At 65.2% G+C, this 21,497-nt stretch carries 19 protein-coding genes; 9 read left to right on the top strand and 10 right to left on the bottom strand.

All coding sequences use genetic code 11. The annotated features are described in order from the left end of the window. Positions 1 to 9 precede the first annotated feature (9 nt). The 3 genes from sorA to IVB26_RS32295 all read left to right on the top strand — a co-directional run bounded on the left by sorA (position 10) and on the right by IVB26_RS32295 (position 1,937). Positions 10 to 1,209, top strand: coding sequence for a SorA family sulfite dehydrogenase catalytic subunit (sorA, locus tag IVB26_RS32285; protein ID WP_247969047.1), 1,200 nt, complete (start codon positions 10 to 12; stop codon positions 1,207 to 1,209). A gap of 12 nt (positions 1,210 to 1,221) precedes the next feature. Then, entirely contained in the window at positions 1,222 to 1,530 is a 309-nt protein-coding gene (gene sorB / locus IVB26_RS32290; protein ID WP_247969048.1) for a SorB family sulfite dehydrogenase c-type cytochrome subunit, read from the top strand. Between the two features lie 206 nt (positions 1,531 to 1,736). Next, positions 1,737 to 1,937 (top strand): cold-shock protein, encoded by a 201-nt coding sequence (locus tag IVB26_RS32295; RefSeq protein WP_008134691.1) that lies wholly within the window; start codon positions 1,737 to 1,739, stop codon positions 1,935 to 1,937. Between the two features lie 173 nt (positions 1,938 to 2,110). Here the strand turns inward: IVB26_RS32295 and IVB26_RS32300 are convergent, their stop codons facing one another. Continuing rightward, positions 2,111 to 2,572, bottom strand: a complete 462-nt coding sequence (locus IVB26_RS32300) for an Lrp/AsnC ligand binding domain-containing protein (protein WP_063196983.1) — start codon at positions 2,570 to 2,572, stop codon at positions 2,111 to 2,113. A gap of 114 nt (positions 2,573 to 2,686) precedes the next feature. Between IVB26_RS32300 and putA the strand changes: the two genes are divergently transcribed. The 3 genes from putA (at position 2,687) to IVB26_RS32315 (ending at position 7,980) form a co-directional block, all read left to right on the top strand. After that, the gene (gene putA / locus IVB26_RS32305) at positions 2,687 to 5,686 is read left to right on the top strand and encodes a bifunctional proline dehydrogenase/L-glutamate gamma-semialdehyde dehydrogenase PutA (RefSeq protein ID WP_247969049.1); all 3,000 of its coding nucleotides are present in this window, start codon (positions 2,687 to 2,689) and stop codon (positions 5,684 to 5,686) included. Between the two features lie 293 nt (positions 5,687 to 5,979). After that, a complete protein-coding gene (locus tag IVB26_RS32310; RefSeq protein ID WP_247969050.1) occupies positions 5,980 to 7,185 on the top strand; it encodes a CaiB/BaiF CoA transferase family protein in 1,206 nt (401 codons plus the stop codon). A gap of 147 nt (positions 7,186 to 7,332) precedes the next feature. Then, positions 7,333 to 7,980, top strand: a complete 648-nt coding sequence (locus IVB26_RS32315) for a glutathione S-transferase family protein (protein WP_247969051.1) — start codon at positions 7,333 to 7,335, stop codon at positions 7,978 to 7,980. 3 nt (positions 7,981 to 7,983) lie between these two features. On the opposite strand, the gene IVB26_RS32320 is transcribed toward IVB26_RS32315, so the two are convergent. From IVB26_RS32320 to IVB26_RS32345, 6 genes are all read right to left on the bottom strand, one after another. Next, a complete protein-coding gene (locus IVB26_RS32320; protein WP_247969052.1) occupies positions 7,984 to 8,148 on the bottom strand; it encodes a hypothetical protein in 165 nt (54 codons plus the stop codon). A 24-nt stretch (positions 8,149 to 8,172) separates the two neighbouring features. Continuing rightward, a complete protein-coding gene (locus IVB26_RS32325; protein ID WP_247969053.1) occupies positions 8,173 to 9,708 on the bottom strand; it encodes a hypothetical protein in 1,536 nt (511 codons plus the stop codon). A 93-nt stretch (positions 9,709 to 9,801) separates the two neighbouring features. After that, positions 9,802 to 10,788 carry a hypothetical protein gene (locus tag IVB26_RS32330; protein ID WP_247969054.1) on the bottom strand — a complete coding sequence of 329 codons (987 nt, stop codon included), beginning with the start codon at positions 10,786 to 10,788 and terminating at the stop codon, positions 9,802 to 9,804. 330 nt (positions 10,789 to 11,118) lie between these two features. Beyond that, entirely contained in the window at positions 11,119 to 11,616 is a 498-nt protein-coding gene (locus IVB26_RS32335; RefSeq protein WP_247969055.1) for a TPM domain-containing protein, read from the bottom strand. A 5-nt stretch (positions 11,617 to 11,621) separates the two neighbouring features. Continuing rightward, on the bottom strand, positions 11,622 to 12,518 hold the full coding sequence (locus IVB26_RS32340) for a TPM domain-containing protein (protein WP_247969056.1): 897 nt from the start codon (positions 12,516 to 12,518) through the stop codon (positions 11,622 to 11,624). Positions 12,519 to 12,656: 138 nt separating this feature from the next. After that, a complete protein-coding gene (locus IVB26_RS32345; protein ID WP_246928152.1) occupies positions 12,657 to 13,265 on the bottom strand; it encodes a LemA family protein in 609 nt (202 codons plus the stop codon). A 286-nt stretch (positions 13,266 to 13,551) separates the two neighbouring features. Here IVB26_RS32345 and IVB26_RS32350 point away from each other — a divergent pair, with 286 nt between their 5' ends. Genes IVB26_RS32350 through IVB26_RS32360 form a run of 3 tightly spaced genes read left to right on the top strand, consistent with a single transcriptional unit; the run spans position 13,552 to position 16,763 of the window. Beyond that, complete coding sequence (locus IVB26_RS32350) at positions 13,552 to 14,406, top strand: enoyl-CoA hydratase (RefSeq protein WP_247969057.1); 855 nt, start codon at positions 13,552 to 13,554, stop codon at positions 14,404 to 14,406. A gap of 5 nt (positions 14,407 to 14,411) precedes the next feature. After that, complete coding sequence (locus tag IVB26_RS32355; protein WP_247969058.1) at positions 14,412 to 15,551, top strand: acyl-CoA dehydrogenase family protein; 1,140 nt, start codon at positions 14,412 to 14,414, stop codon at positions 15,549 to 15,551. Between the two features lie 15 nt (positions 15,552 to 15,566). Next, positions 15,567 to 16,763, top strand: a complete 1,197-nt coding sequence (locus IVB26_RS32360) for an acyl-CoA dehydrogenase family protein (RefSeq protein ID WP_247969059.1) — start codon at positions 15,567 to 15,569, stop codon at positions 16,761 to 16,763. 121 nt (positions 16,764 to 16,884) lie between these two features. On the opposite strand, the gene IVB26_RS32365 is transcribed toward IVB26_RS32360, so the two are convergent. From IVB26_RS32365 to IVB26_RS32375, 3 genes are all read right to left on the bottom strand, one after another. Further along, positions 16,885 to 19,209: a xanthine dehydrogenase family protein molybdopterin-binding subunit gene (locus tag IVB26_RS32365; protein WP_247969060.1), complete on the bottom strand. Its 2,325-nt coding sequence runs from the start codon at positions 19,207 to 19,209 to the stop codon at positions 16,885 to 16,887. Positions 19,210 to 19,334: 125 nt separating this feature from the next. Then, positions 19,335 to 20,435, bottom strand: coding sequence for a S1C family serine protease (locus tag IVB26_RS32370; RefSeq protein WP_247969061.1), 1,101 nt, complete (start codon positions 20,433 to 20,435; stop codon positions 19,335 to 19,337). Between the two features lie 175 nt (positions 20,436 to 20,610). Then, positions 20,611 to 21,486 (bottom strand): dihydrodipicolinate synthase family protein, encoded by an 876-nt coding sequence (locus tag IVB26_RS32375; RefSeq protein ID WP_247969062.1) that lies wholly within the window; start codon positions 21,484 to 21,486, stop codon positions 20,611 to 20,613. Between the last annotated feature and the right edge of the window lie 11 nt (positions 21,487 to 21,497).

Consider the following 21,497-nt stretch of genomic DNA (forward strand, 5'->3'; position numbering starts at 1 on the left):
GGGGACCAGATGTTCGATCGACGCGACCTGCTCAAAGGAGCGGGCTTGACCGCCATTGCGGCCACATTGAATTCCACCAAAGCGCTGGCACTCGATACCGTCACGCTCCCGTTCGCCAATGGCGAACGGCCGCTGGTGAAATATCCGCAGAAGCGGCCGATGATCGGCCTGACCAGCCGGCCGCCGCAGCTCGAGACGCCGTTTGCGATCTTCAACGACGGCCCGATCACGCCCAACAACGCGTTCTTCGTGCGCTATCACCTCTCCGACCTGCCCTACAATCTCGATCCCGACAAGTTCACGCTGGAGGTCAAGGGCAAGGTCGACAAGCCGCTCAAGCTGTCCCTCAAGGACATCAGGAAGATGAAGGCGACCGAGATCGTCGCCGTCAATCAGTGCTCCGGCAACAGCCGCGGCTTCGTCGAGCCGCGCGTCGCCGGCGGCCAGCTCGCGAACGGCGCCATGGGCAACGCGCGCTGGCGCGGCGTGCCGCTGAAGGCCGTGCTGGAGATGGCGGGCGTGCAGAGCGGCGCCAAGCAGGTCACGTTCAACGGCATGGACGGGCCGGTCAGCGACAAGACGCCTGATTTCGTCAAGGCACTCGATATCGATCACGCCAGCGACGGCGAGGTGATGCTGGCCTATGGCATGAATGGCGAGGACCTGCCGTTCCTCAACGGCTTCCCGCTGCGCCTGATCGTGCCCGGCTATTACGGCACCTACTGGGTTAAGCACCTCAACGAGATCAATGTCATCGACAATGTCTATGACGGCTTCTGGATGAAGTCGGCCTATCGCATTCCTGATACGCCAAACAACGCAATCGAGCCCGGCACGGCGCCGAAGGCGACGATCCCGATCAACCGCTTCACCATCCGCTCCTTCATCACCAGCGTGCCTGATGGCGCCAAGCTGAAGGCGGGAGCTGTGACCCTGCGCGGCATCGCCTTCGACGGCGGCAAGGGCATCAAGGAGGTCCAGGTCTCCACCGACGGCGGCAAGACCTGGGTGAGCGCAAAGCTCGGCAAGGATCTCGGTAAATACTCGTTCCGCGAATGGAAGCTGCCGGTGAAGCTCGCGGCGGGCACCGTTGAGCTCAAGGTGCGCGCCACCGGCAATGGCGGCGAGACGCAGCCGGACACGCCGCGCTGGAACCCGGCGGGCTATTTGCGCAACGTCGTCGAAACCGTCCGCGTGACCGTGGCCTGAAGGAGAATGATCATGCAGCGCACCGTTCTCTTCGCCATTCCCCTTGCCCTTGCCGCCGCGGTGGGAGCGGCCCTTGCCGCGCCGGTCAATTACAAGACCCCCGATGAGGTCGCGGCGCTCAAGCCCGGGCCCAATCTCGACGTCGTGCAGGGCAATTGCAGCGCCTGCCACTCGGCCGACTACATCAAGACGCAGCCGCCGATGAAGGACAGGAAAGGCTTCTGGCAGGCCGAGGTGACCAAGATGATCAAGGTCTATGGCGCACCGATCGACGATGCCGACGTCGGCAAGATCGTCGATTATCTGGCCGCGACGTATTGACGGATGGCGCGCAGCATCGGGCCATTTGACCGCGAAACGGGCAAAACCGGTAAAAGCGCCGCGAAGTTGAGCGGAATTGGCGAAATGCTGATGTGGTTTGAGCTACCAAGCCCGCCACATTCCGCGTATCCTGTTAGGACCGAACCGGCCGGTTGGCGGGGACTGGCGGTTCGAGATCTCGGAGGAAGACCCGCGGAGAAGTCGTGATGGCTAAAGGTACGGTCAAGTGGTTCAACCCGACGAAGGGTTATGGATTTATCCAGCCTGCGTCGGGCGGCAAGGATGTGTTCGTGCATATCTCGGCAGTGCAGAAAGCCGGTTTGTCCTCCCTCAATGAGGGGCAGACGGTGGAATACGAAGAGATCGCAAACCGGGGCAAGACCTCCGCAGAGAACCTCAAAGTCTAAGCGCCCGCCAGCATTTGCTGCCTCCCGGATCTGTCCGGGAGCCGGGCCAAAAAAATTTTAGAAGACGGTGAGTGCATTCGACGACAGGCGTTGCGATTGCACACGGAGAGCTATTTTTCGCGCGAAGACCGCTCGTTCAACGCCACAGCAATGACAATCGCGACGGCATTTCGTCAGCCCACCGGCAACGGTGCGTCGCGCTTGATCTCTTCCATCACCGCATAGGTCCGCGTCTCGCGCACGCCCGGCATCGACAGCAGGGTCTCGCCGAGGAAGCGTCGATAGGCGGTCATGTCTGCCAGTCGCGCCTTCACAAGATAGTCGAAGCCGCCGGCAACCATGTGACACTCCAGCACTTCGGGCGCGAGTTTCACCGCGCGCGCAAACCGCTCGAAATTATCCGGCGTGGTCTTGTCGAGCAGCACCTCGACGAACACCAAGAGCCCGAGGCCGAGCCGGTGCGGATTGAGCCGCGCGCCATAGCCCTCGACAAAGCCCTCCCGCTGCAACCGCTTCAGCCGCTCGCCGATCGAGGTCGGCGACAGCCCGATGCGCTCGGCGAGGTCGACATTGGCGATGCGCCCGTCCTCCTGCAAAATCGAGAGGATCTTCCGGTCGATTCGATCGAGTTCCATGGTTTATGCGGCTATTCTGGCGATGATCTTCATTTTTTAAGGCAAACGAGCTAGATTGTCTATCGAACTACGGTAGTCCCGGCATTATCCTGGATTTCAGCCACAGGACCCGCCATGCCGAACATTCCGCCGCCCTTCACGGCTCCCTACGCACCCGATGACGTCGAGATCGCCGCGCGCCTGTTGCCGGCATCGCATCTGGCCCCGCCGCAGGAGGCGCGGATCGACCGCACCGCGACGCGGCTGATCGAGGCGATCCGTAAGCGCGACGACCGCCTCGGTGGGGTCGAGGACATGCTGCGGGAGTTCGCACTGTCGACCAAGGAGGGGCTCGCGCTGATGGTGCTGGCCGAGGCGCTGCTCCGCGTGCCCGACTCGCGCACCGCCGACCAGTTCATCGAGGACAAGCTCGGCGAGGGTGACTTCATCCACCACGAGACCAAGTCCACCGCCTTCCTGGTCAACGCCTCGGCCTGGGCGCTCGGCCTGTCGGCGCGGGTGATCCAGCCCGGCGAGACGCCCGACGGCACCATCGGCCGGCTGGTGAAGCGGCTCGGCGCGCCGGCGGTGCGCACCGCCACGCGCCAGGCGATGCGGCTGATGGGCAATCATTTCGTGCTCGGCGAGACCATCGAGCAGGCGCTGGAGCGGGGCCGTCCGCGCTCCGGCCAGAAGCCGCGCTATTCCTTCGACATGCTCGGCGAAGGCGCGCGCACGGCGGCGGATGCCAAGCGCTATTTCGATGCTTATGCCAGCGCAATCGAAACCATCGGCAAGGCGGCCGGCAACCATCCCCTGCCCGACCGGCCCGGCATTTCGGTCAAGCTCTCGGCACTGCATCCGCGCTTCGAGGCGATCAGCCGCGAGCGGGTGATGGCCGAGCTGGTGCCGCTGCTGCTGGACCTCGCGCAGCGCGCCAAGGCCCATGACCTCAACTTCACCGTCGATGCCGAGGAAGCCGACCGGCTGGAGCTGTCGCTCGATGTGATCGCGGCAACGCTCGCCGATCCCTCGCTAGCCGGTTGGGACGGATTTGGCCTCGCGGTCCAGGCCTATCAGAAGCGCGCCAGCGCGGTGATCGACTATGTCGACGAACTCGCCCGCGCGCACGACCGCAAGCTGATGGTGCGGCTGGTCAAGGGCGCCTATTGGGACACCGAGATCAAGCGCGCGCAGGAGCGCGGGCTCGACGGCTATCCCGTGTTCACGCGCAAGGCGATGACGGATCTCAACTTCGTCGCCTGCGCGACAAAGCTGCTGGCCTTGCGGCCGCGCATCTTCCCGCAATTCGCCACCCACAACGCGCTGACGGTCGCGACCGTGCTGGAGCTTGCCGGAAATAGCGGCGGCTTCGAATTCCAGCGCCTGCACGGCATGGGCGAAGCGCTGTACGAGCAGCTTGCCAAGGATCATCCTGAGATCGCCTACCGCACCTATGCGCCGGTCGGCAGCCATCGCGACCTGCTGGCCTATCTGGTGCGGCGCCTGCTGGAGAATGGCGCCAATTCCTCCTTCGTGGCGCAGGCCGCCGATTATCGCGTGCCTGTTACGGCGCTGTTGCGGCGCCCGGCGGATGCCATCATTCAGCCGCAGCAGGCGGCCCATCCCAAGATCCCGCTGCCCGGCGATCTCTTTGCGCCGGAGCGGCGCAATTCGCGCGGCGTTGAATTCGGCGCGCGCGCTGCGCTCGACCTGTTGCTGAATGACGTGAAAGCCGAGACGGCTGCCCTCAAGCCGATCGCCGATGCCACGCCCGACCAGGCCAACGCGGCAGTGACAGCCGCGCGCGCGGGCTTTGCGGCCTGGAGCCGCACACCCGCCGGCACGCGCGCGGCTGTGCTGGAGCAGGCCGCGCATCTCCTGGAGAGCCGCGGCGCCCGTTTCATCACTCTGCTGCAAACTGAGGGCGGCAAGACGCTCGACGATGCGCTCTCGGAGCTGCGCGAGGCCGCCGACTTCTGCCGCTATTATGCCGCGCAGGGCCGCAAGCTGTTCGGAAACGACACCGTCATGCCGGGCCCGACCGGCGAGAGCAATGCGCTCGCGATGCGCGGCCGGGGCGTCTTCGTTGCGATATCGCCGTGGAATTTTCCGCTGGCGATCTTCCTGGGCCAGGTCACGGCGGCGTTGATGGCCGGCAACAGCGTGGTGGCAAAACCCGCCGAGCAGACGCCGCGCATCGCGCGCGAGGCCGTGGCCCTGCTGCACGAGGCCGGCATCCCCAAAAGCGCGCTGCATCTCGTCACCGGCGATGGCAAGATCGGTGCGACGCTGACGGCGCATCCCGATATTGCCGGCGTCGTCTTCACCGGCTCGACCGAGGTCGCGCGCTTGATCAACCGGACGCTCGCCGCCAAGGACGGGCCGATCGTGCCGCTGATCGCGGAGACCGGCGGCATCAATGCCATGATCGCGGATGCCACCGCGCTGCCCGAGCAGGTTGCCGATGATGTCGTCACCTCCGCGTTCCGCTCTGCCGGCCAACGCTGCTCGGCGCTGCGGCTGCTGTTCGTGCAGGAGGACGTCGGCGACCGCATGATCGAGATGATCGCGGGCGCAGCACGCGAGTTGAAGATTGGCGATCCCTGTGACGTCGCAACCCATGTCGGCCCCGTGATCGATGCTGAGGCCAAGCAACGCCTCGACGCGCACATCGCCCGGATGACGCGCGAGGCACGTCTGCACTTTGCCGGCACCGCGCCGCAAGGCTGCTTCGTCGCGCCGCACATCTTCGAGCTCAAGGACGCCGGCCAGCTCACCGAGGAGGTGTTCGGCCCAATCCTGCATGTGGTGCGCTATCGTGCGGAGAACCTCGAACGCGTGCTGCAGGCAATCGAGCGCAGCGGTTACGGGCTCACCCTCGGCGTCCATTCCCGCATCGACGACACCATCGAAGCCATCATCGACCGCGTCCAGGTCGGCAACATCTACGTCAACCGCAACATGATCGGCGCGGTGGTCGGCGTGCAGCCGTTCGGCGGCAACGGCCTGTCCGGAACCGGCCCCAAGGCCGGCGGCCCGCACTACCTCACGCGCTTTGCGACCGAGCAGACGGTGACGATCAACACGGCTGCGGCGGGGGGCAATGCGGCGTTGCTAGCGGGGGAGGAGTAAGGCTGCCTTCGCGCCGTCGCCACATGCGCATTACCAGTTCCGTCATCCTGAGGTGCGAGTGGCGCGATGCGAAGCACCGCGCCAGGAGCCTCGAAGGATGGACGGCCCAGATGCAGCCCGGCCGTCGCCCTTCGAGGGCCGCTTCGCGGCCACCTCGGGTGACGGATCACCGCAATGGGCCCTGCGCCAGGCGCCGTTGCATCCCTGCAAAACATCGGTCTAATGGCTCCCACCATCTGCCCCGCGCCAATTCCAGCGCGCGGGAAACGACAAGAGCGAGGGAGCGACGCGCGATGGAAAAAGGCATCTTTTCAGGCCTGAAAGTTCTGGACTGCGCAAGCTTCATCGCAGCGCCCGCGGCCGCGACCGTGCTGTCGGATTTCGGCGCCGATGTCATCAAGATCGAGCCGCCCGGCGCTGGCGATCCCTACCGCAATCTGCCGAACCTGCCTGGCTATCCCTCAGGCGAGCACAATTTCGCCTGGCTGCTGGAAGCCCGCAACAAGAAGAGCATCGCGCTCGACCTCTCCAGGCCGGAAGCGCAGGCCGTGCTCTATAAGCTGGTCGAAGAGGCCGACGTCTTCATCACCAACATGCCGCCGCCGGTGCGCGCCAAGCTCGGCATCACCTACGATCACCTCGCCCATCTCAACGACCGGCTGATCTACGCCTCCTTCACCGGCTATGGCGAGAAGGGCGAGGAGGCCAACAAGCCCGGCTTCGACAGCAACGCCTATTGGGCGCGCTCGGGCCTGATGGACCTGGTCCGTGCCGACACCGACACGACCCCGGCCCGTTCGGTCGCCGGCATGGGCGACCATCCCTGCGCCATGGCGTTCTACGGCGCCATCGTCACCGCGCTCTATCAGCGCGAGAAGACCGGCAAAGGCTCGCATGTCGCCTCCAATCTGATGGCGAACGGGGTGTGGGCGGCGAGCGTGCTGGCGCAGGCAAAGCTCTGCGGCGCCAAGTTCGGCGAGCGGCGTCCGCGCGAGCGCGCGCTCAACGCGGTCGCCAACCATTATCAGTGCAAGGACGGCCGCTGGCTGATCCTGTCGCTGCTGAGCGAGGAGAAGCAGTTTCCAACGCTGGCCAAGTGCCTCGGACGCGAGGACCTGGTCAATGATCCCCGCTTCGCCACCAAGGCGGACCGCCATGCCCGCTCGGTCGAGCTGATCAAGATCCTGGACGACACCTTCGCCACCAAAGATCTCGCCGAGTGGCGCAAGATCCTCGACGGCAGCGGCCTGGTGTTCGGCGTCGTCGCCATTCTCGACGACATCCCGAACGACAAGCAGATGCTCGACAACGAGGTGCTGGTGCCGTTCGAGAACGACACGATGCTCACCATCAACAGCCCGATCTGGATCGATGGCGCCAAGAAGGTTCAGCCGCGCAAGCCGCCCGCCGTGGGCGAGCACAGTGACGAGATTTTGCGCGGCGCGGGATACGACGAGGCGGCGATCAAGCAGCTGCGGAGTTCGGGGGCGGTGGGGTAAGGCGGCGCGCCACCGTCATTGCGAGCGCAGCGAAGCAATCCAGAATCCCACCGCGGCTGCATTGCTGGATTGCTTCGCTACGCTCGCAATGACGATGTGGGACTATCCGATATAACAATCGGCAACACGCCAACGCCGCGAGGTCCCATGCCCAGCTACCGCCTGCACTACTTCCCCGAATCCGGCAACAGCTACAAGCTGGCGCTGATGCTGACGCTTTGCGGCGAGACGTTCGAGCCTGTCTGGACCGACTTTGGCGGCGGCGTCACACGCACGGCGGAATGGCGCAAGGCCGTGAATCCGATGGGTGAGATTCCCGTGCTCGAAATCGACGGCGTGAAAATGACGCAGACTGCGCCGCTTCTGCTCAAGCTCGCCGAGCAATACGGCCGCTTCGGCGGCGAGACGGAGGACGAAAAGTTCGAGCTGCTGCGCTGGCTGTTCTGGGACAACCACAAGCTCACCGGCTACATGGCGACCTATCGCTTCATGCGGGCCTTCACCGAAAAGAACGATCCCCAGGTGCTGAAGCATTTCCGCCGCCGCCTCGAGGACTTCCTCGGCATTCTCGACGGGCATCTCCAGCACAATGAATTCGCGATCGGCACGAGGCCGACGGTCGCGGACATCTCGATGATGGCCTATCTGCACTATCCCAGCGACGAGCACGGCTTTGAATTCGCGGAAAGCCATCCTGCCATCCACGCCTGGCTCGGACGCATGGCCACGCTGCCCGGCTGGAAACCGGCCTATGAGCTGCTGCCGGGCAAGCGCATGACGAATTACGCGAAGTGAAAGCTACCGCAACGACAGCCAGCCGAGCGTGAACAATATGCCGCCGACGATGACGGCCATCGCGATCGCCCAGATGCTCACGCGGGCGCTGCCGGTGACCTGCTTGGCTTCTTCATTGCGCGCGATCTCGCGATTGCGCGCTTTGTTGGCGTTGCCCGTATCCGTCATGAATCATCCAAATCGCTTGTTGGCTTAACGCGTCTTGATGAAGCACATGCCGATGCGGCGTGAGGCCGCGGCAGCCTGACAGCTGAGACCGTTAGCACAGCTCCATGACGTAAAACTCTTATCGAGCGTTCCCGATCCCGCATCTTGCAGGGAACAATGCGCGCCCCAGCCATCCCAGTATTCGGTGCCGGCGAGCTCCCGGCTGCCGCGGGTCTGCGGCCGGCTGGCAAACCCGCGTGAGAAATCAGGGCGTTTGCCCGCGGCAAACGCAGTCAGGATGTCGCGCCGGCGGAGCTGGTCACCGACAAAATGCGGCGAGGCCGGCACGATAGAAGCGTTGGACGGCCTGTCCGCGAGCCAATCGACGCCGGGGAAATGGAAGCCGCCGACGCCGCGGGTCTGGTGGCAGCCTGAGCAGGTGACGTCGTTGAGGCGGCGCTGGAACCCTGCGACCGAACGGATGTTCTGCATATCCCCGCGCGCGGCCGCCTGCTTCAACGCGCCGACCACGTCGTTGTCGGTGAAGACCGGGTCGTCGCGACCCTCGCCTTTGCTTTCTCCTTGCACCATGCCGAACTCCGGCTGCAGCGTCGAGGCATCGAGGCCTGCGGGTGTGGGCACCACCGCGGCCCTAGCAAGAAATCTTTCCGGGATCAGCACCGTGCCGCGATCGAACTCGCGCAAATTCTCGGGTGCGAGCAGCCAGGCCTTGAAGTCGCGCCGAAGCGCATCGTCGGTGAGGATGCGGTCGCGGTCGATCTGGTTCTCCAGCACCGCTTCTACGAACTGTTGCGTCGCTGCGTCGTATTTGAACACCTTGAGTAGATAGTCGGAGCGGAAATCGTGCAGCGCCGATTTCGGCGCGACGGAGAGCTGGATGTTGGTCTCGACGCGATCGAGCATGGCATCAGTGGGGTGGAAGCGACTGCCGATCAACCCTTGCCAGTCGCCATTGTCGAGCCAGCGCCGCGCGACCTCGGCGCAGGTGATTGGTTTTCCGTCCGCATCGGTCTGGCGCGCATCCCTCGCCTTCATCACCAGATTGAACGTCATCGGCAGGCGCGTCGCGGTCTTGCCGCCGTCGAAACGCGCGAGCCGGTAGATCAAGCGGATTTCGCCGCAGGACTCTTCCGAGACATAGGCGCGGTCCATGCGGTTGACGATTCCGGCGAGCACGAAACGCGTGTTGGGAGATTTCAGCACAGTCCGGTCGAACAGCTGCACATCAAAACCTTCGCCGACGCCGATGGTCTCGGTCGGATATTCCGCCTTGCGCTGGGCGATGTAGCGGTCGAGCTCCGCGTCGATCGCCGGCGGAATGTCCTTGAGCTGCGGCAGCTCCGAAAACAGCAGGTCCGTCGTCAGCGGACGGTCGGCATTCCGCTCCGGCGACAACAGGCGCGGGATCGTGAGCGCGTCGCCCTCGTCGAGCCTTCGCAGCAGCTCGGGATCGGTGATGGCCGTGCCGCGCGTCATCGGCGCGGTCTCCGCTGCCGACAGCGAGGCCGCACCACCAAACAGCAAGGCGGCAGCAACGAGAATTCGCAACGCGCGGCTCATGCCTTAGGTAACACCGCGCCGGGATGCCTATTCAAGCAAAAAGGCGCCTCACACAGTGGTGAAGCGCCTCTTTGAAAGTCGGATATCGAACGCTCAGCGCGCGACGATCAGGCCCTTGCTGGTGACGACCACCCAGCGGCCGTCCTGGCGGCGGATCGCATCGACGCGGCCGACGCCGGGGATGGGATCGCCGGGATAGACCTCGTAGAGGCCGTCGCGGCCCTCGATCAGCGCGCCGCCATTGGCGGCGTTGCGCAGCCTCCAGCCTTCGATCGTCGGCAGGCGGCCGACCTCGGTCTTGGGCGCGGCGGGCACCGGGGCCGGTGCGGCGGCTGCGGTCGCAACCTGGGTCGGCGCGATCGAGCCGGTGGTTTCCTTGGCGGGCGCCGCTGCGGCCTGCGCCGGGGCGGCGGGCGGCGTGGCGCGGAGCTTGTCGACGGTCTCGGACAGCTTTGCGATCTTGGCCATCGGCTCGGCCTGCGCCTTCTCGAGCTTGTCGAGGCGGTCGTTGGCGCGATTGAACTGGCTGACGCCGGTCTTCGAGCTGTGCTCGACATTGGCCTTCAGCGCGACGAGGTCGGCATCGATCCGCGCGACCGAAGCATCCAGCGCGCTGGTGTCGGCGACCTGCGCCGGCGCCTGGGCCGGGCTTGCGAAATGCATCATGCCGGCGGTCGCAAGCGCGCCGCTGATCGCGCCGACGCTGGCGGCGATCGCCACCACCGCGGCCATCGCCGACAAGCGCCGCTTGCCGCCGGCCTCGCGCGGCTCGTCCGCCTTTACATGCGGAGCAAAGTCCTCGCGGTCCCAGGACCGTTCCGAGGGCGCCATGACGATGAGCTTGCCGGGCTTCGGCTCAGGCTTGGTCTCGGCTTTGGCTTCGAACTTCGGCACCTCGATCCGAGGCGGCTCGATTTTTGGCGGCTCGACCTTGACCGGATCAGCTTTGGGCGGCGCCTCGTGGTCCGGGGCAATCGAAGGGGCCTCGATCCCAGCGGCTTCGACGGCGTGCGGCGCGGTCGCAGCAGCTTCGACGACGCCGGTCTGTTCGCCAGTCCTTTGGACAGCCTGATCGGGCATTGGTTCGCTCACGGCTCAAATACTCCAGTCTGGGTTGACCTTTTGGTAACTTTCATTGCTTGCGAATTCCTTACCTGCGGACCCGCTTACCGAAATTTTAGGAAGTCATCCGGGGCCGAATTTGGCCGGGAAGATGGAACCGGTGTGGCGAGCGTGAAACAAATTGTAATCGGGGCAAGATGAACGGCGGAGGAATGGCCGGACGGTCGGGCTCTCACCCACGTCATTGCGAGGAGCGAAGCGACGAAGCAATCCAGAGCTTCTCCGCGGAAAGACTCTGGATTGCTTCGCTACGCTCGCAATGACGGGGTGTGGACTATCGGCCTGCACTCACATCACCACCGGCGCATCCGGCAGCTCGTTGCGACTTGGGCCCTGCGGCGGGAAATGTCGCGCCAGCTCGCGAGATACCGCCTCGATCCCGGCGATCACGCCGCGCTCGAACTGGCCCGTGCCGAACTCGGCCTCCATGGCGCGGCAGATGCTTTCCCAGCCTTCGGCGCCGACCTTGGCGTGGATGCCGCGATCGGCGACGATCTCGACGTCGCGGTCGGCGAGCAGGAGATAGATCAGGACACCGTTGTTGTGCGCGGTGTCCCAGATGCGCAGGTGCGAGAACACGTCGAGCGCGCGCTCGCGGGCCGGCTGGTTGCGGAACAGGGGACGGCCGTCGAGTGCGCCTTCAACCACGAAGCGGACCTGGCCCGAATGGGTGGCTTCGCCCCGCTTGATGGCCTGCTCGATGCGGTCGAGCACGACTTGCGGAAAAATCTGCTTCGCCCGCCAATGATGCTGCACGAGATGCCTGGCAATGCGCTTGATGGTCATGACCGCTACCAGCTCCCCGAGGCGCCGCCGCCGCCGAAACTGCCCCCGCCGCCGCTGAAGCTGCCGCTGTCACTGGAAGACGATCCGCTGCTCCAGCCACCTCCCGAGCTGCCGCTCGACCACGAGCCGCCGCGCGAGCGGCCGGTGCCCGGCGTGATCGCCGAAAACAGATCGGCGACAAATCCGATGATGAAGCCAAGCACACCGACAGCCATAGCGAGCGCGAAAGAGCCGAGAATGAGCCAGGTCAGCCCTGCGATGATGCCGCCGGTCACCAAGGATCCGAGCAGCCGCCCCAGCACGGCCCGGAAGACCCCGCCGACCCCGATCGAGGCAAACAGCGTCACGATGAAGATCGGGGCGAGATCGTCCAGATTGCCGAAGTTCACGGTGGGAGACGGAACCGGCAGCGGCTCGCCGTCGATGACGCGGATCATGCGATCGACACCATCCGAGATGCCGCCGCCGAAATCGCCCGTGCGGAATTTCGGCGTGATGATCTCGTCGATGATGCGCCGCGAGGTGACGTCGGTGAGCGCGCCCTCGAGCCCGTAGCCGACCTCGATACGCAGATGCCGGTCGTTCTTGGCGACGACGAGGATCGCGCCGTCGTCGACCTTCGTGCGTCCGACCTTCCAGGCCTCCGCGACGCGGATCGAGAACTGCTCGATCGTCTCCGGCTGCGTGGTCGGCACGATCAGGACGGCGACCTGGCTGCCCTTGCGGCTCTCGAAGTCGCGGAGCTTTTGCGACAGCGAGGCGACGTCGGTGCTGGAGAGCGTCCCGGTCTGATCGACCACGCGGCCGGTGAGCTGGGGGACGGCGACGTCGGCTGAGGCGGGGAGCGAGAAGGTGAAGAGGAGTGTTGCAAGGATGGCTGCGCACCACACCCTGAGTGTCATCGCCCGCGAAGGCGGGCGATCCAGTATTCCAGAGGCCGCAGTGCTTGAACCGTGAAGCCGCGGCGTACGGGATTCCCCGCTTTCCCGGGGAATGACAGTGGCGGGTGGGGCTTGGCGCATTCGCAAAACGACGTGCGCTTACTTCGACGGCGCAGGCGCCGGGTTGAAGTCCACCTTCGGCGCGGTCGAGATCTCCTTCTCGTTTGCGACCGAGAAGTTCGGCTTCTCCTTGTAGCCGAACATCATCGCGGTGAGGTTGCTCGGGAAGGAACGGATGGTGACGTTATAATCCTGCACCGCCTTGATGTAGCGGTTGCGCGCCACCGTGATGCGGTTCTCGGTGCCCTCGAGCTGCGACATCAGGTCCTTGAACAGCGCATCCGACTTGAGCTGCGGGTAGTTCTCGGTGACGACCAGCAGCCGTGACAGCGCGCTGGAGAGCTCGCCCTGGGCGGCCTGGAACTTCTGGAAGGCGGCCGGATCGTTCAACACTTCGGGCGTCGCCTGGATGCTGCCGACCTTGGCGCGCGCATTGGTGACGCCGAGCAGCACGTCCTTCTCCTGCTGCGCAAAGCCCTTCACCGAGTTGACGAGATTGGGCACAAGATCGGCGCGGCGCTGATACTGGTTCACGACCTCGGACCAATTGCCCTTGATCTGCTCGTCCTCGCTCTGGATCGCGTTGTAGCCGCAATTGGTGAGGCTCAGCGAGGCCAGCGCCGCCAGCACGGTCAGGATCTTGCGCATTGAATTTCTCCCGGTGGAATCTGTCACAAACTACCAGATCGGACACGCGGAATGTCGAGATTTGTTCCGTCATTCCGGGGCGATGCGAAGCATCGAGCCCGGAATCTCGAGATTCTCAGGTGCGCAATTGCGCACCATAGTTCGCTTCGCGCCCCGGAATGACGGCAACAAGCATGTGCGTGTCCACACGCCAGCCGACTGACGCAAGCCTCTTGCCTCGCACGGGCCGACATAGTCAACTCAGGCAAAACAACAATGGAAACGCCGAAGACGGCAAGGGAACGCGATGACCTCGTTCGAGACCATCCTCGTGGAGCGGCCGGATCCGGCGATCACCCGGATCGTGATGAACCGGCCGGAGGCGCGCAACGCGCAGAACCTGCAAATGACCTACGACCTCAACGCCGCCTTCGATGCGGCGGTGCAGGACGATTCGGTCAAGGTGATCATCCTCGCCGGTAACGGTCCGCATTTCTCCTCCGGCCACGACCTGCGCCCCGGCGGCAAGAACGCCGCCGGCGTCGATTTTCCACCGATCGGAAATTGGGGCGGTTTTGCCGAGCCAAATGCCCATGGCCGCTTCGCGCGCGAACAGGAGATTTATCTCCAGATCACGCGGCGCTGGCGCAATCTCGCCAAGCCCACGATTGCCGAGGTCCACGGCAGGTGCATCGCCGGCGGGCTGATGCTGGCCTGGGCCTGCGACCTCATCATCGCCAGCGACGACGCGCAGTTCTGCGATCCCGTCGTCACCATGGGCGTCTGCGGGGTCGAATGGTTCGTGCATCCCTGGGAGCTCGGCCCGCGCAAGGCCAAGGAGTTCCTGTTCACCGCCGACAATTGGAGCGCGCAGGAAGCGCACCAGCTCGGCATGGTCAATCAAATCGTGCCGCGCGCGGAACTGTCGGCGCGCGTGCTGGAGCTGGCGAGGCGGATCGCGGCAAAGCCGTCCTTCGCGCTGAAGATGACCAAGGAAGCCGTGAACCGCTCGATCGACGTGATGGGCCAGCCCGCCGCGATCGACCAGGCCTTTGCGCTGCATCAGCTCTGCCACGCGCACAATCTTCAAGAATTCGGCATGATCGTCGATCCCTCAGGCCTGCATCCCTCCGTGCGCAAGCCGCCGGCGGCGGCGGAGTAGACAACATGGATCTCAATCTCAGTGACGAGCAAAGGCTGCTGGGCGAGAGCGCGGAGCGCTTCGTGGCCGGAAGCTACGACGCCGATCACCGCCGCAAGATGGCGAACGATCCGCTGGGCTTCAGCCCTGCGGTGTGGAAACAATTCGCCGAGCTCGGCTGGCTGGCGCTGCCGCTGCCCGAAGAGTTCGGCGGGCTCGGCGGCGGCGCGGTCGAGATCGGCATCCTGATGGAAGCCTTCGGGCGCGGGCTGGTGTCGGAGCCCTATGTCGCGACCGTGGTGCTGGGAGCCGCGCTGATCGCCAGATGCGGCACCAATGAGCAGAAGCAAACCAGCCTGCCCAAGGTGGCGGACGGATCACTGAAGCTTGCATTGGCGCATTCCGAGCGCGCGGCACGATTCGATCTTGCCAAGGTCGCCACCAGCGCCAACAAGACGGCACAGGGCTGGCGCCTCGCCGGCAGCAAGATCGCCGTTCTCGACGGGCACGCCGCCGACGAGATCATCGTCTCCGCGCTCATCCATGACCATCACGGCCCTTCCGGGCGCATCGGCCTGTTCGTCATGCCGGCAACGGCGGAGGGCCTCGCCATCTCCGACTACGCGCGTCTCGGCGGCGGACGCGCCTGCAACATCGAGCTCTCCGACGTGCATCTGCCCGAGGACGCCCTGCTCGGCGACGGCAGCGATGCCCTGCCCGCGATCGAATGGGCCGTCGATTGCGCCATGGCCGCGTTAGCTGCGGAAGCCGTCGGCATCATGCAGACGCTGCTCGACACCACGCTGGAATATACCAAGATCCGAAAGCAGTTCGGCCGGCCGCTGTCGGCCAACCAGGTCATCCGCCACCGCCTCGCCGACATGGCGATGCAGGTCGATGAATCCCGCTCGATGGCGCTACGCGCCGCGCTGAAGGCGGACAGCGCGCCGGTCGAGCGCGCGCGGGCCGCATCCGGCGCAAAGGCGAAGATCGGCAAATGCGCCCGCTTCGTCGGCGAGCAATCGATCCAGCTCCACGGCGGCATGGGCGTCACCGAGGAGCTCGAGGTCGGCGCCTATTTCAAGCGGCTCGTCGCCTTCGACACTTTGTTTGGCGGCAGTGCGCACCACTACGCGCGCCACGCCGAGCTTGGCCGCAGGGCCTGACACTGGGAGAGCCTCATGGACCTCACGTTCAATGCCGACGAGCGCGCCTTCCAGAGCGAGGTGCGCGCTTTCATCGCGAAAAATCTCACCGAGGAGATGAAGCGCGCGACCGCGCTGACGCCGTCGGTGTTTTCCGATCCTGACATCGGCATGGCCTGGCAGCGTGCGCTACACCGGCAGGGCTGGGGCGCGCCGGGCTGGCCGGTCGAGCACGGCGGGCCGGACTGGACGCCGGCGCAGCGCTGGATCTTCGAGACAGAGTCCGCGCGGGCCGGCGTGCCCAACGTGAACGTGATGGGCGTGAAGATGGTCGGGCCCGTCATCATCGGCTTCGGCTCACCGGAGCAGAAGAACTTCTACCTGCCGCGGATTCTCTCCGGCGAGGATTACTGGTGCCAGGGCTATTCCGAACCGGGCTCCGGCTCCGACCTCTCCTCGCTGAAGACGCGCGCGGTGCGCGACGGCGACGGTTACATCATCAACGGCACCAAGATCTGGACCACCCATGCCCACCACGCCAATCGCATGTTCGCACTGGTGCGCACCAGCGACGGGCCGCGGCAGCAGGACGGCATCAGCTTCATCCTGATCGACATGAAGACGCCGGGCATCACCACGCGTCCCATTCTCACCATCGGCGGTGACCACGAGGTCAACCAGGTGTTCTTTGACGACGTGCGCGTGCCCGTCGCCAACCGGGTCGGCGAGGAAGGCAAGGGCTGGACCTACGGCAAATATCTGCTCGAGTTCGAGCGCGGCTCGGGCATTGCGTCGGCCAAGCTGCGCGAAGGGCTGAAGGCGATCGCGGATCTCGCCGAGTCCGACCTGACCGGACGGGCCATCGACAGCCCCGATATCGCGACGCGCATCTCCGAGGTCGAGGTCGACATCGACGCGCTGGAGATGACAGAGCTGCGCGTGCTCTCGGCGCTACAGACCGGGCAGAACCCCGGCGCGGTGTCGTCGATCCTGAAGCTGCGCAACAGCGAGATCCGCCAGGCGGTGACGCGGCTGGGCGCCGACGTGATCGGCCATGACGCCCTCGCCGTCGAGCCGATGCGCCCGCTCTACAAGCTCAACCACGAGCCGGCGACGCCGGAGGAGATGCTGACAATGGTGCCGGAATATCTCAACGGCCGCGCCTACACGATCTTCGGCGGCACCTCGGAGATCCAGCGCGATATCATTGCGAAGATGATGCTGGGGATTTGAAGGCTAGGGCTCTCTCTTCCGTCATTGCGAGGAGCTCTTGCGACGAAGCAATCCAGGATCTTTCCGCGGAGGGATTTCTGGATTGCTTCGCTGCGCTCGCAATGACGGTGCCCGTGAAGGATTACCCCGCCGCCGTCGCATCCCGGATCGCCTGCCACACCTTCTGCGGCGTCAGCGGCGTATTCAGCTGGGTGATGCCGAGATCGGCGAGCGCGTCCATCACGCCGTTGGTGACGCAAGGCGGGCCGCCGATGGCGCCGGATTCGCCGCAACCTTTGGCACCGAGCGGGTTGGTGCGGCAGGGCGCGGAATCATCCAGCGTCACCACGATCGGCGGAACGTCGTCGGCGCGCGGGATGCAATAATCCTGGTAGCTCGCGGTGAGGAGCTGGCCGTCGGCATCGTAGGAGACGCCCTCATACAACGCCTGGCCGATGCCCTGCGCGACGCCGCCATGAATCTGGCCCGTCACCAGCATCGGGTTCACGGCGACGCCGACGTCGTCGACCGTGGTGTAGCGCACGACCTTGGAGACGCCGGTCTCGGGATCGATCTCGACCTCGCAGATATGCGTGCCGTTGGGCCAGCTCGGACCGTCGACCTCACCTTCCGAATCGACGCTGAGCCTGGCGCCGCTTTCCTTCTCGGCGATGTCGAACAGGCTGATGCGGCGGTCGGTGCCGACCACGGTGAGCATGCCGCCCTGGTATTCGATGTCCTCGACCGAAGTCTCCAGCACGTGCGCCGCCTTCTCGCGCGCCTTCTGGATCAGATCGTTGGAAGAGACGGCCACGGCCGTGCCGCCGACGAACAGCGAGCGCGAGCCGACGCTGCCAAAGCCCATAGCCAAATCAGTGTCACCCTGGACCACGTCGATCTTGTCCATGGCAATGCCGAGCGTGTCGGCGATCATCTGCGTGTAGGTGGTCTGCAGGCCTTGGCCCATCGCCATGGTGCCGGAATGCAGCACGACGCGGCCTTGCGAGGTCGCCTGCAGCGTGACCTTCTCGGTGTGGGCGCGGCCGCCGGTCCATTCGATGTAGGAGGTGAGACCGCGGCCGTAGAGCAGGCCCTTCTTTTTCGCCGCCTTCTTGCGCGCGGCAAAGCCGTCCCAGTCGGCGAGCTTCACGGCGCGGTCGAGCATATGCGTGAACGCGCCGGAATCGTAAACCTGCCCGGCCGCGTTGGTGTAGGGCAGCTGCGCCGGCTTGATGTAATTGGCCTTGCGGATCGCGCGCGGGTCCATGCCGATCTTTCGCGCAGCAGCGTCGAACAGGCGTTCGACGATGAAGAGGGCTTCGGGACGGCCCGCGCCGCGATAGGCGCCGACAGGCGCGGTGTGGGTCATCACCGACTTTACTTCGAAATGCACCAGCGGCAGGTCGTAGACGCCGGTCTGCACGAACGGCCCGAGCACCAGCGGGATGATGTTCGCCGCACCCGAGGAATAGGCGCCGGTGCAGCCGATCGACCTGACGCGATAGGCCAGCACCTTGCCCTTTTCATCCAGCGCGAAGGACGCCGTCGAGGTGAGATCGCGGCCATGGGTGCCGCCAACGAACTCGTCGGTGCGGTCGCCGCGCCAGCGGATTTTCTTGTTCAGCTTGATTGCCGCGTAAGCGACAATGCCGTCTTCCGGGTAGAGATTGGTCTTCTGGCCGAAGCCGCCGCCGATGTCGCCGACCAGCACGCGGATGCTGTCCGTGGGACGCTTCAGCACGGCCTCGGCGAGCACGTCGCGGGTCGAAGCCGGGGTCTGCGATTGCACATGCAACAGGAGACGTCCGCTCTTCTTGTCGATCTCGGCAATGGTCGAGCGCGGCTCCATCGCGGACGGTACGAGGCGCTGGCTGACGAGATCGAGCTCGACGGTGTGCGCCGCCTTGGCAAAAGCCTCGTCCACCTTGGCGGCATCGCCGTAAGCCATGGCGCCGACGATGTTGTCGGGCGCCTCGGGCCATACCACCGGCGCACCGGGCTTGACGGCCTCGACCGGGTCGACCACCGCGGGCTGCACGTCGTATTCGATCACGATCGCCTCGGCCGCGCTCTGCGCCTCCACGCGCGATGACGCCACCACGGCAGCCACGGCTTCACCGGCATAGCGCACGATCTCGTGGGCCAGCAGCCGGCGCGGCGGCACGGTCATCGGCTTGCCGTCGGGGCGCTTGAAGATGCTCAGCGTCGGGATGCTGCCAATGTCGTCCTTGACGAGGTCGGCGCCGGTGTAGATCGCGGCAACACCGGGCATCGCGGCGGCCGCGCTGGTGTCGATCGAGGAGATCTTCGCGTGGGCGTGCGGCGAACGCAGCACGTGCAACCACAGCGCGCCGTCCTGCGGCTTGTCGTCGATGAACTGTCCCTTCCCGGTGAGCAGCCGCTGGTCTTCCAAACGCTTGACGGGCTGCCCCGCTCCGAAACGCAAATTGCCGGGAAGAATGTTCATTCCGCTCTATCCTTGAAATCCGGAAAACGACCGCGGGGGTTTTAGCCGATTTTACGGGCCAGACAACCGAGCCGCGGCACATCTGCATTGCGTGCCATGCCTCTTGGCCGGGCAGATTACCGGGGTCAGGAACGCTCGATGTCGATGATGGCCACGTTCACGTCGCGGCTGTCCGAGCCGCGCTTGACCGTGAGCCGAACGGTCTTCCCTGCACCGGCCTGCTCCAGGGCATCGGTCAGGTCGGAGAGGCGCCGCACCGGCTTGCCTTCGACCCCAGTGATGATGTCTCCGACCGCGCCGGTCGTCATGTTGACACCGCGAATCCCGGCCCGCTCGGCAGGGCTGCCGGGACCCGTCCGCACGACGATCACCCCTTCGACACCAAGCCGCGTCGAGACATCCTCGCCGGCGGCCACGATGCCGATGCCGGGTGTCGGCACCCGGCCGTTGCGGATGAGTTCGGGGACAATCCGGTTCACGACATCGACCGGCACCGCAAAACCGATGCCGGCGTTCGAACCCGACGGCGATATGATCGCCGTCGTGACGCCGATCAGCCGGCCGGCGGAATCCAGCAACGGTCCGCCCGAATTGCCCGGGTTGATCGCGGCATCCGTCTGGATGACGTTGGCAATCTCCCGGCCGCCATGGGTCGGAAGCCTGCGCTTGAGCGCGCTGATGATGCCGCTCGTCATCGATTGATCCAGCCCGAAGGGATTGCCGATCGCAAACGCAGACTGCCCGACCTTCAGGTCGTTCGAACTGCCGAGAGCCACCGGCGGCGGAAGCTCGCGCACGCTGCGGATCCGCAGCACTGCGAGATCGTAATTGGGGGCGGTGCCGACAAGGTCGACCTCAGCCACCTCGCCCGATGCAAAGCGCACGGCGATCTCGCCGCCATTGGCCACGACGTGATTGTTCGTCACGAGGTGCCCGTCGCGGTCCCAGACGAATCCCGTGCCGGACGCGCCGCCCTGCCCCTCCTCGCCCATGAGAGGACTGGCCGTCGATTTCACCGCCACCTGGACAACCGAAGGCGACACGCGTTCGAAGATGTCGATGGTCGCCTTTTCGCCATCGGACAGCGGCCCGCGCTGCTCGACCGCACGTGCGGAGGATGCCGCCCATGGGACATGCAGGATCGGGACATGCAGAATCTTCGCGGCAGTGACGGCGAGCAGCAGGGCCGCAAAGGCTGCCGCGCCGATGACGTAGCGACGATTCATCGGTGATCACCGCGATGCGTGCTGAAAGCAGAGTTCTGAATGCACATGCATGAGATGTCGGACCTCGCTCACGCAGCAACGTCGCAGACCCCTGGAAGTTTCCTGATCGAGACAGATAGGGTTCCGTTTGGCTTTCCGCAGGGCGTTCAGGGACATATTGCCGCGTGACACTCGGCTACGCGACCTCGCGCAACGCCGCTTCTACGGCCTTGCACGCCTCGGCCGTCAATGGAGCCTGCGGCGGGACGGGATCGCCGACCTCATAGCCCTGGATCGCGAGCCCCGCCTTGATGCAGGCGGCGAGGTTGAAGCCGGCGAAGGCCTCGTTGATGCGCCACAGCCGGCGCTGCAGCGCCATGGCCTCGTCCCAGCGGCCGGCCTTGCAGAGGTCGTAGAGCGCGACGCTCTGGCGCGGGATGATACAGGCCGGGCCCGCCATCCAGCCGAGGCCGCCGATCAGCATCACCGCAGCCGGAATATGGGCGGAGGCCGAGAACACGCGCAAGGAATCGCCGCAGCGGTTCATGATCGAGAGCAGCCGGCCCGTATTGGTCGAGGCGTCCTTGATGTAGCCGATGCGCGGATGCTCGGCGAGACGCGCGATGATGTCGAGGGTGAGATCGGAGCGTTGGAATTGCGGATTGGTGTAGATGACGACGGGGATGTCCACCGCATCCGCAATGGCGCGGAAATAGGATTCGACCTGGGCGTCAGTGAGCGGGAAATAGGCTTCCAGGATTGCCAGGATGCCGTCGGCGCCGAGCTTCTGGTACGCCTTCGCCTGCGCCACCGCATCCGCGGTCGAAGTCGAGGCGACACCCGCGATAACAGGCACCCGGCCCTTCGCGGCCTCGATGGTGGTCTGCACGACGGAGCTGCGTTGCGCGGCATTGAGATAGGCGAATTCACCGGTCGAGCCGAGCGGCGTCAAGCCGTGCACGCCGGCGCCGATCAGATCGTCACAGAGTTTGCCGAGGACTTCGGTGCGCACGATGCCGTCGGTATCGAGGGGCGAGACGAGATAGGGAAAGACGCCGTGGAATTCGGACATGTCGGTGATGA

Origin of the sequence: Bradyrhizobium sp. 195 (assembly GCF_023101665.1) — a bacterium.
Classification (GTDB): Bacteria; Pseudomonadota; Alphaproteobacteria; order Rhizobiales; family Xanthobacteraceae; genus Bradyrhizobium.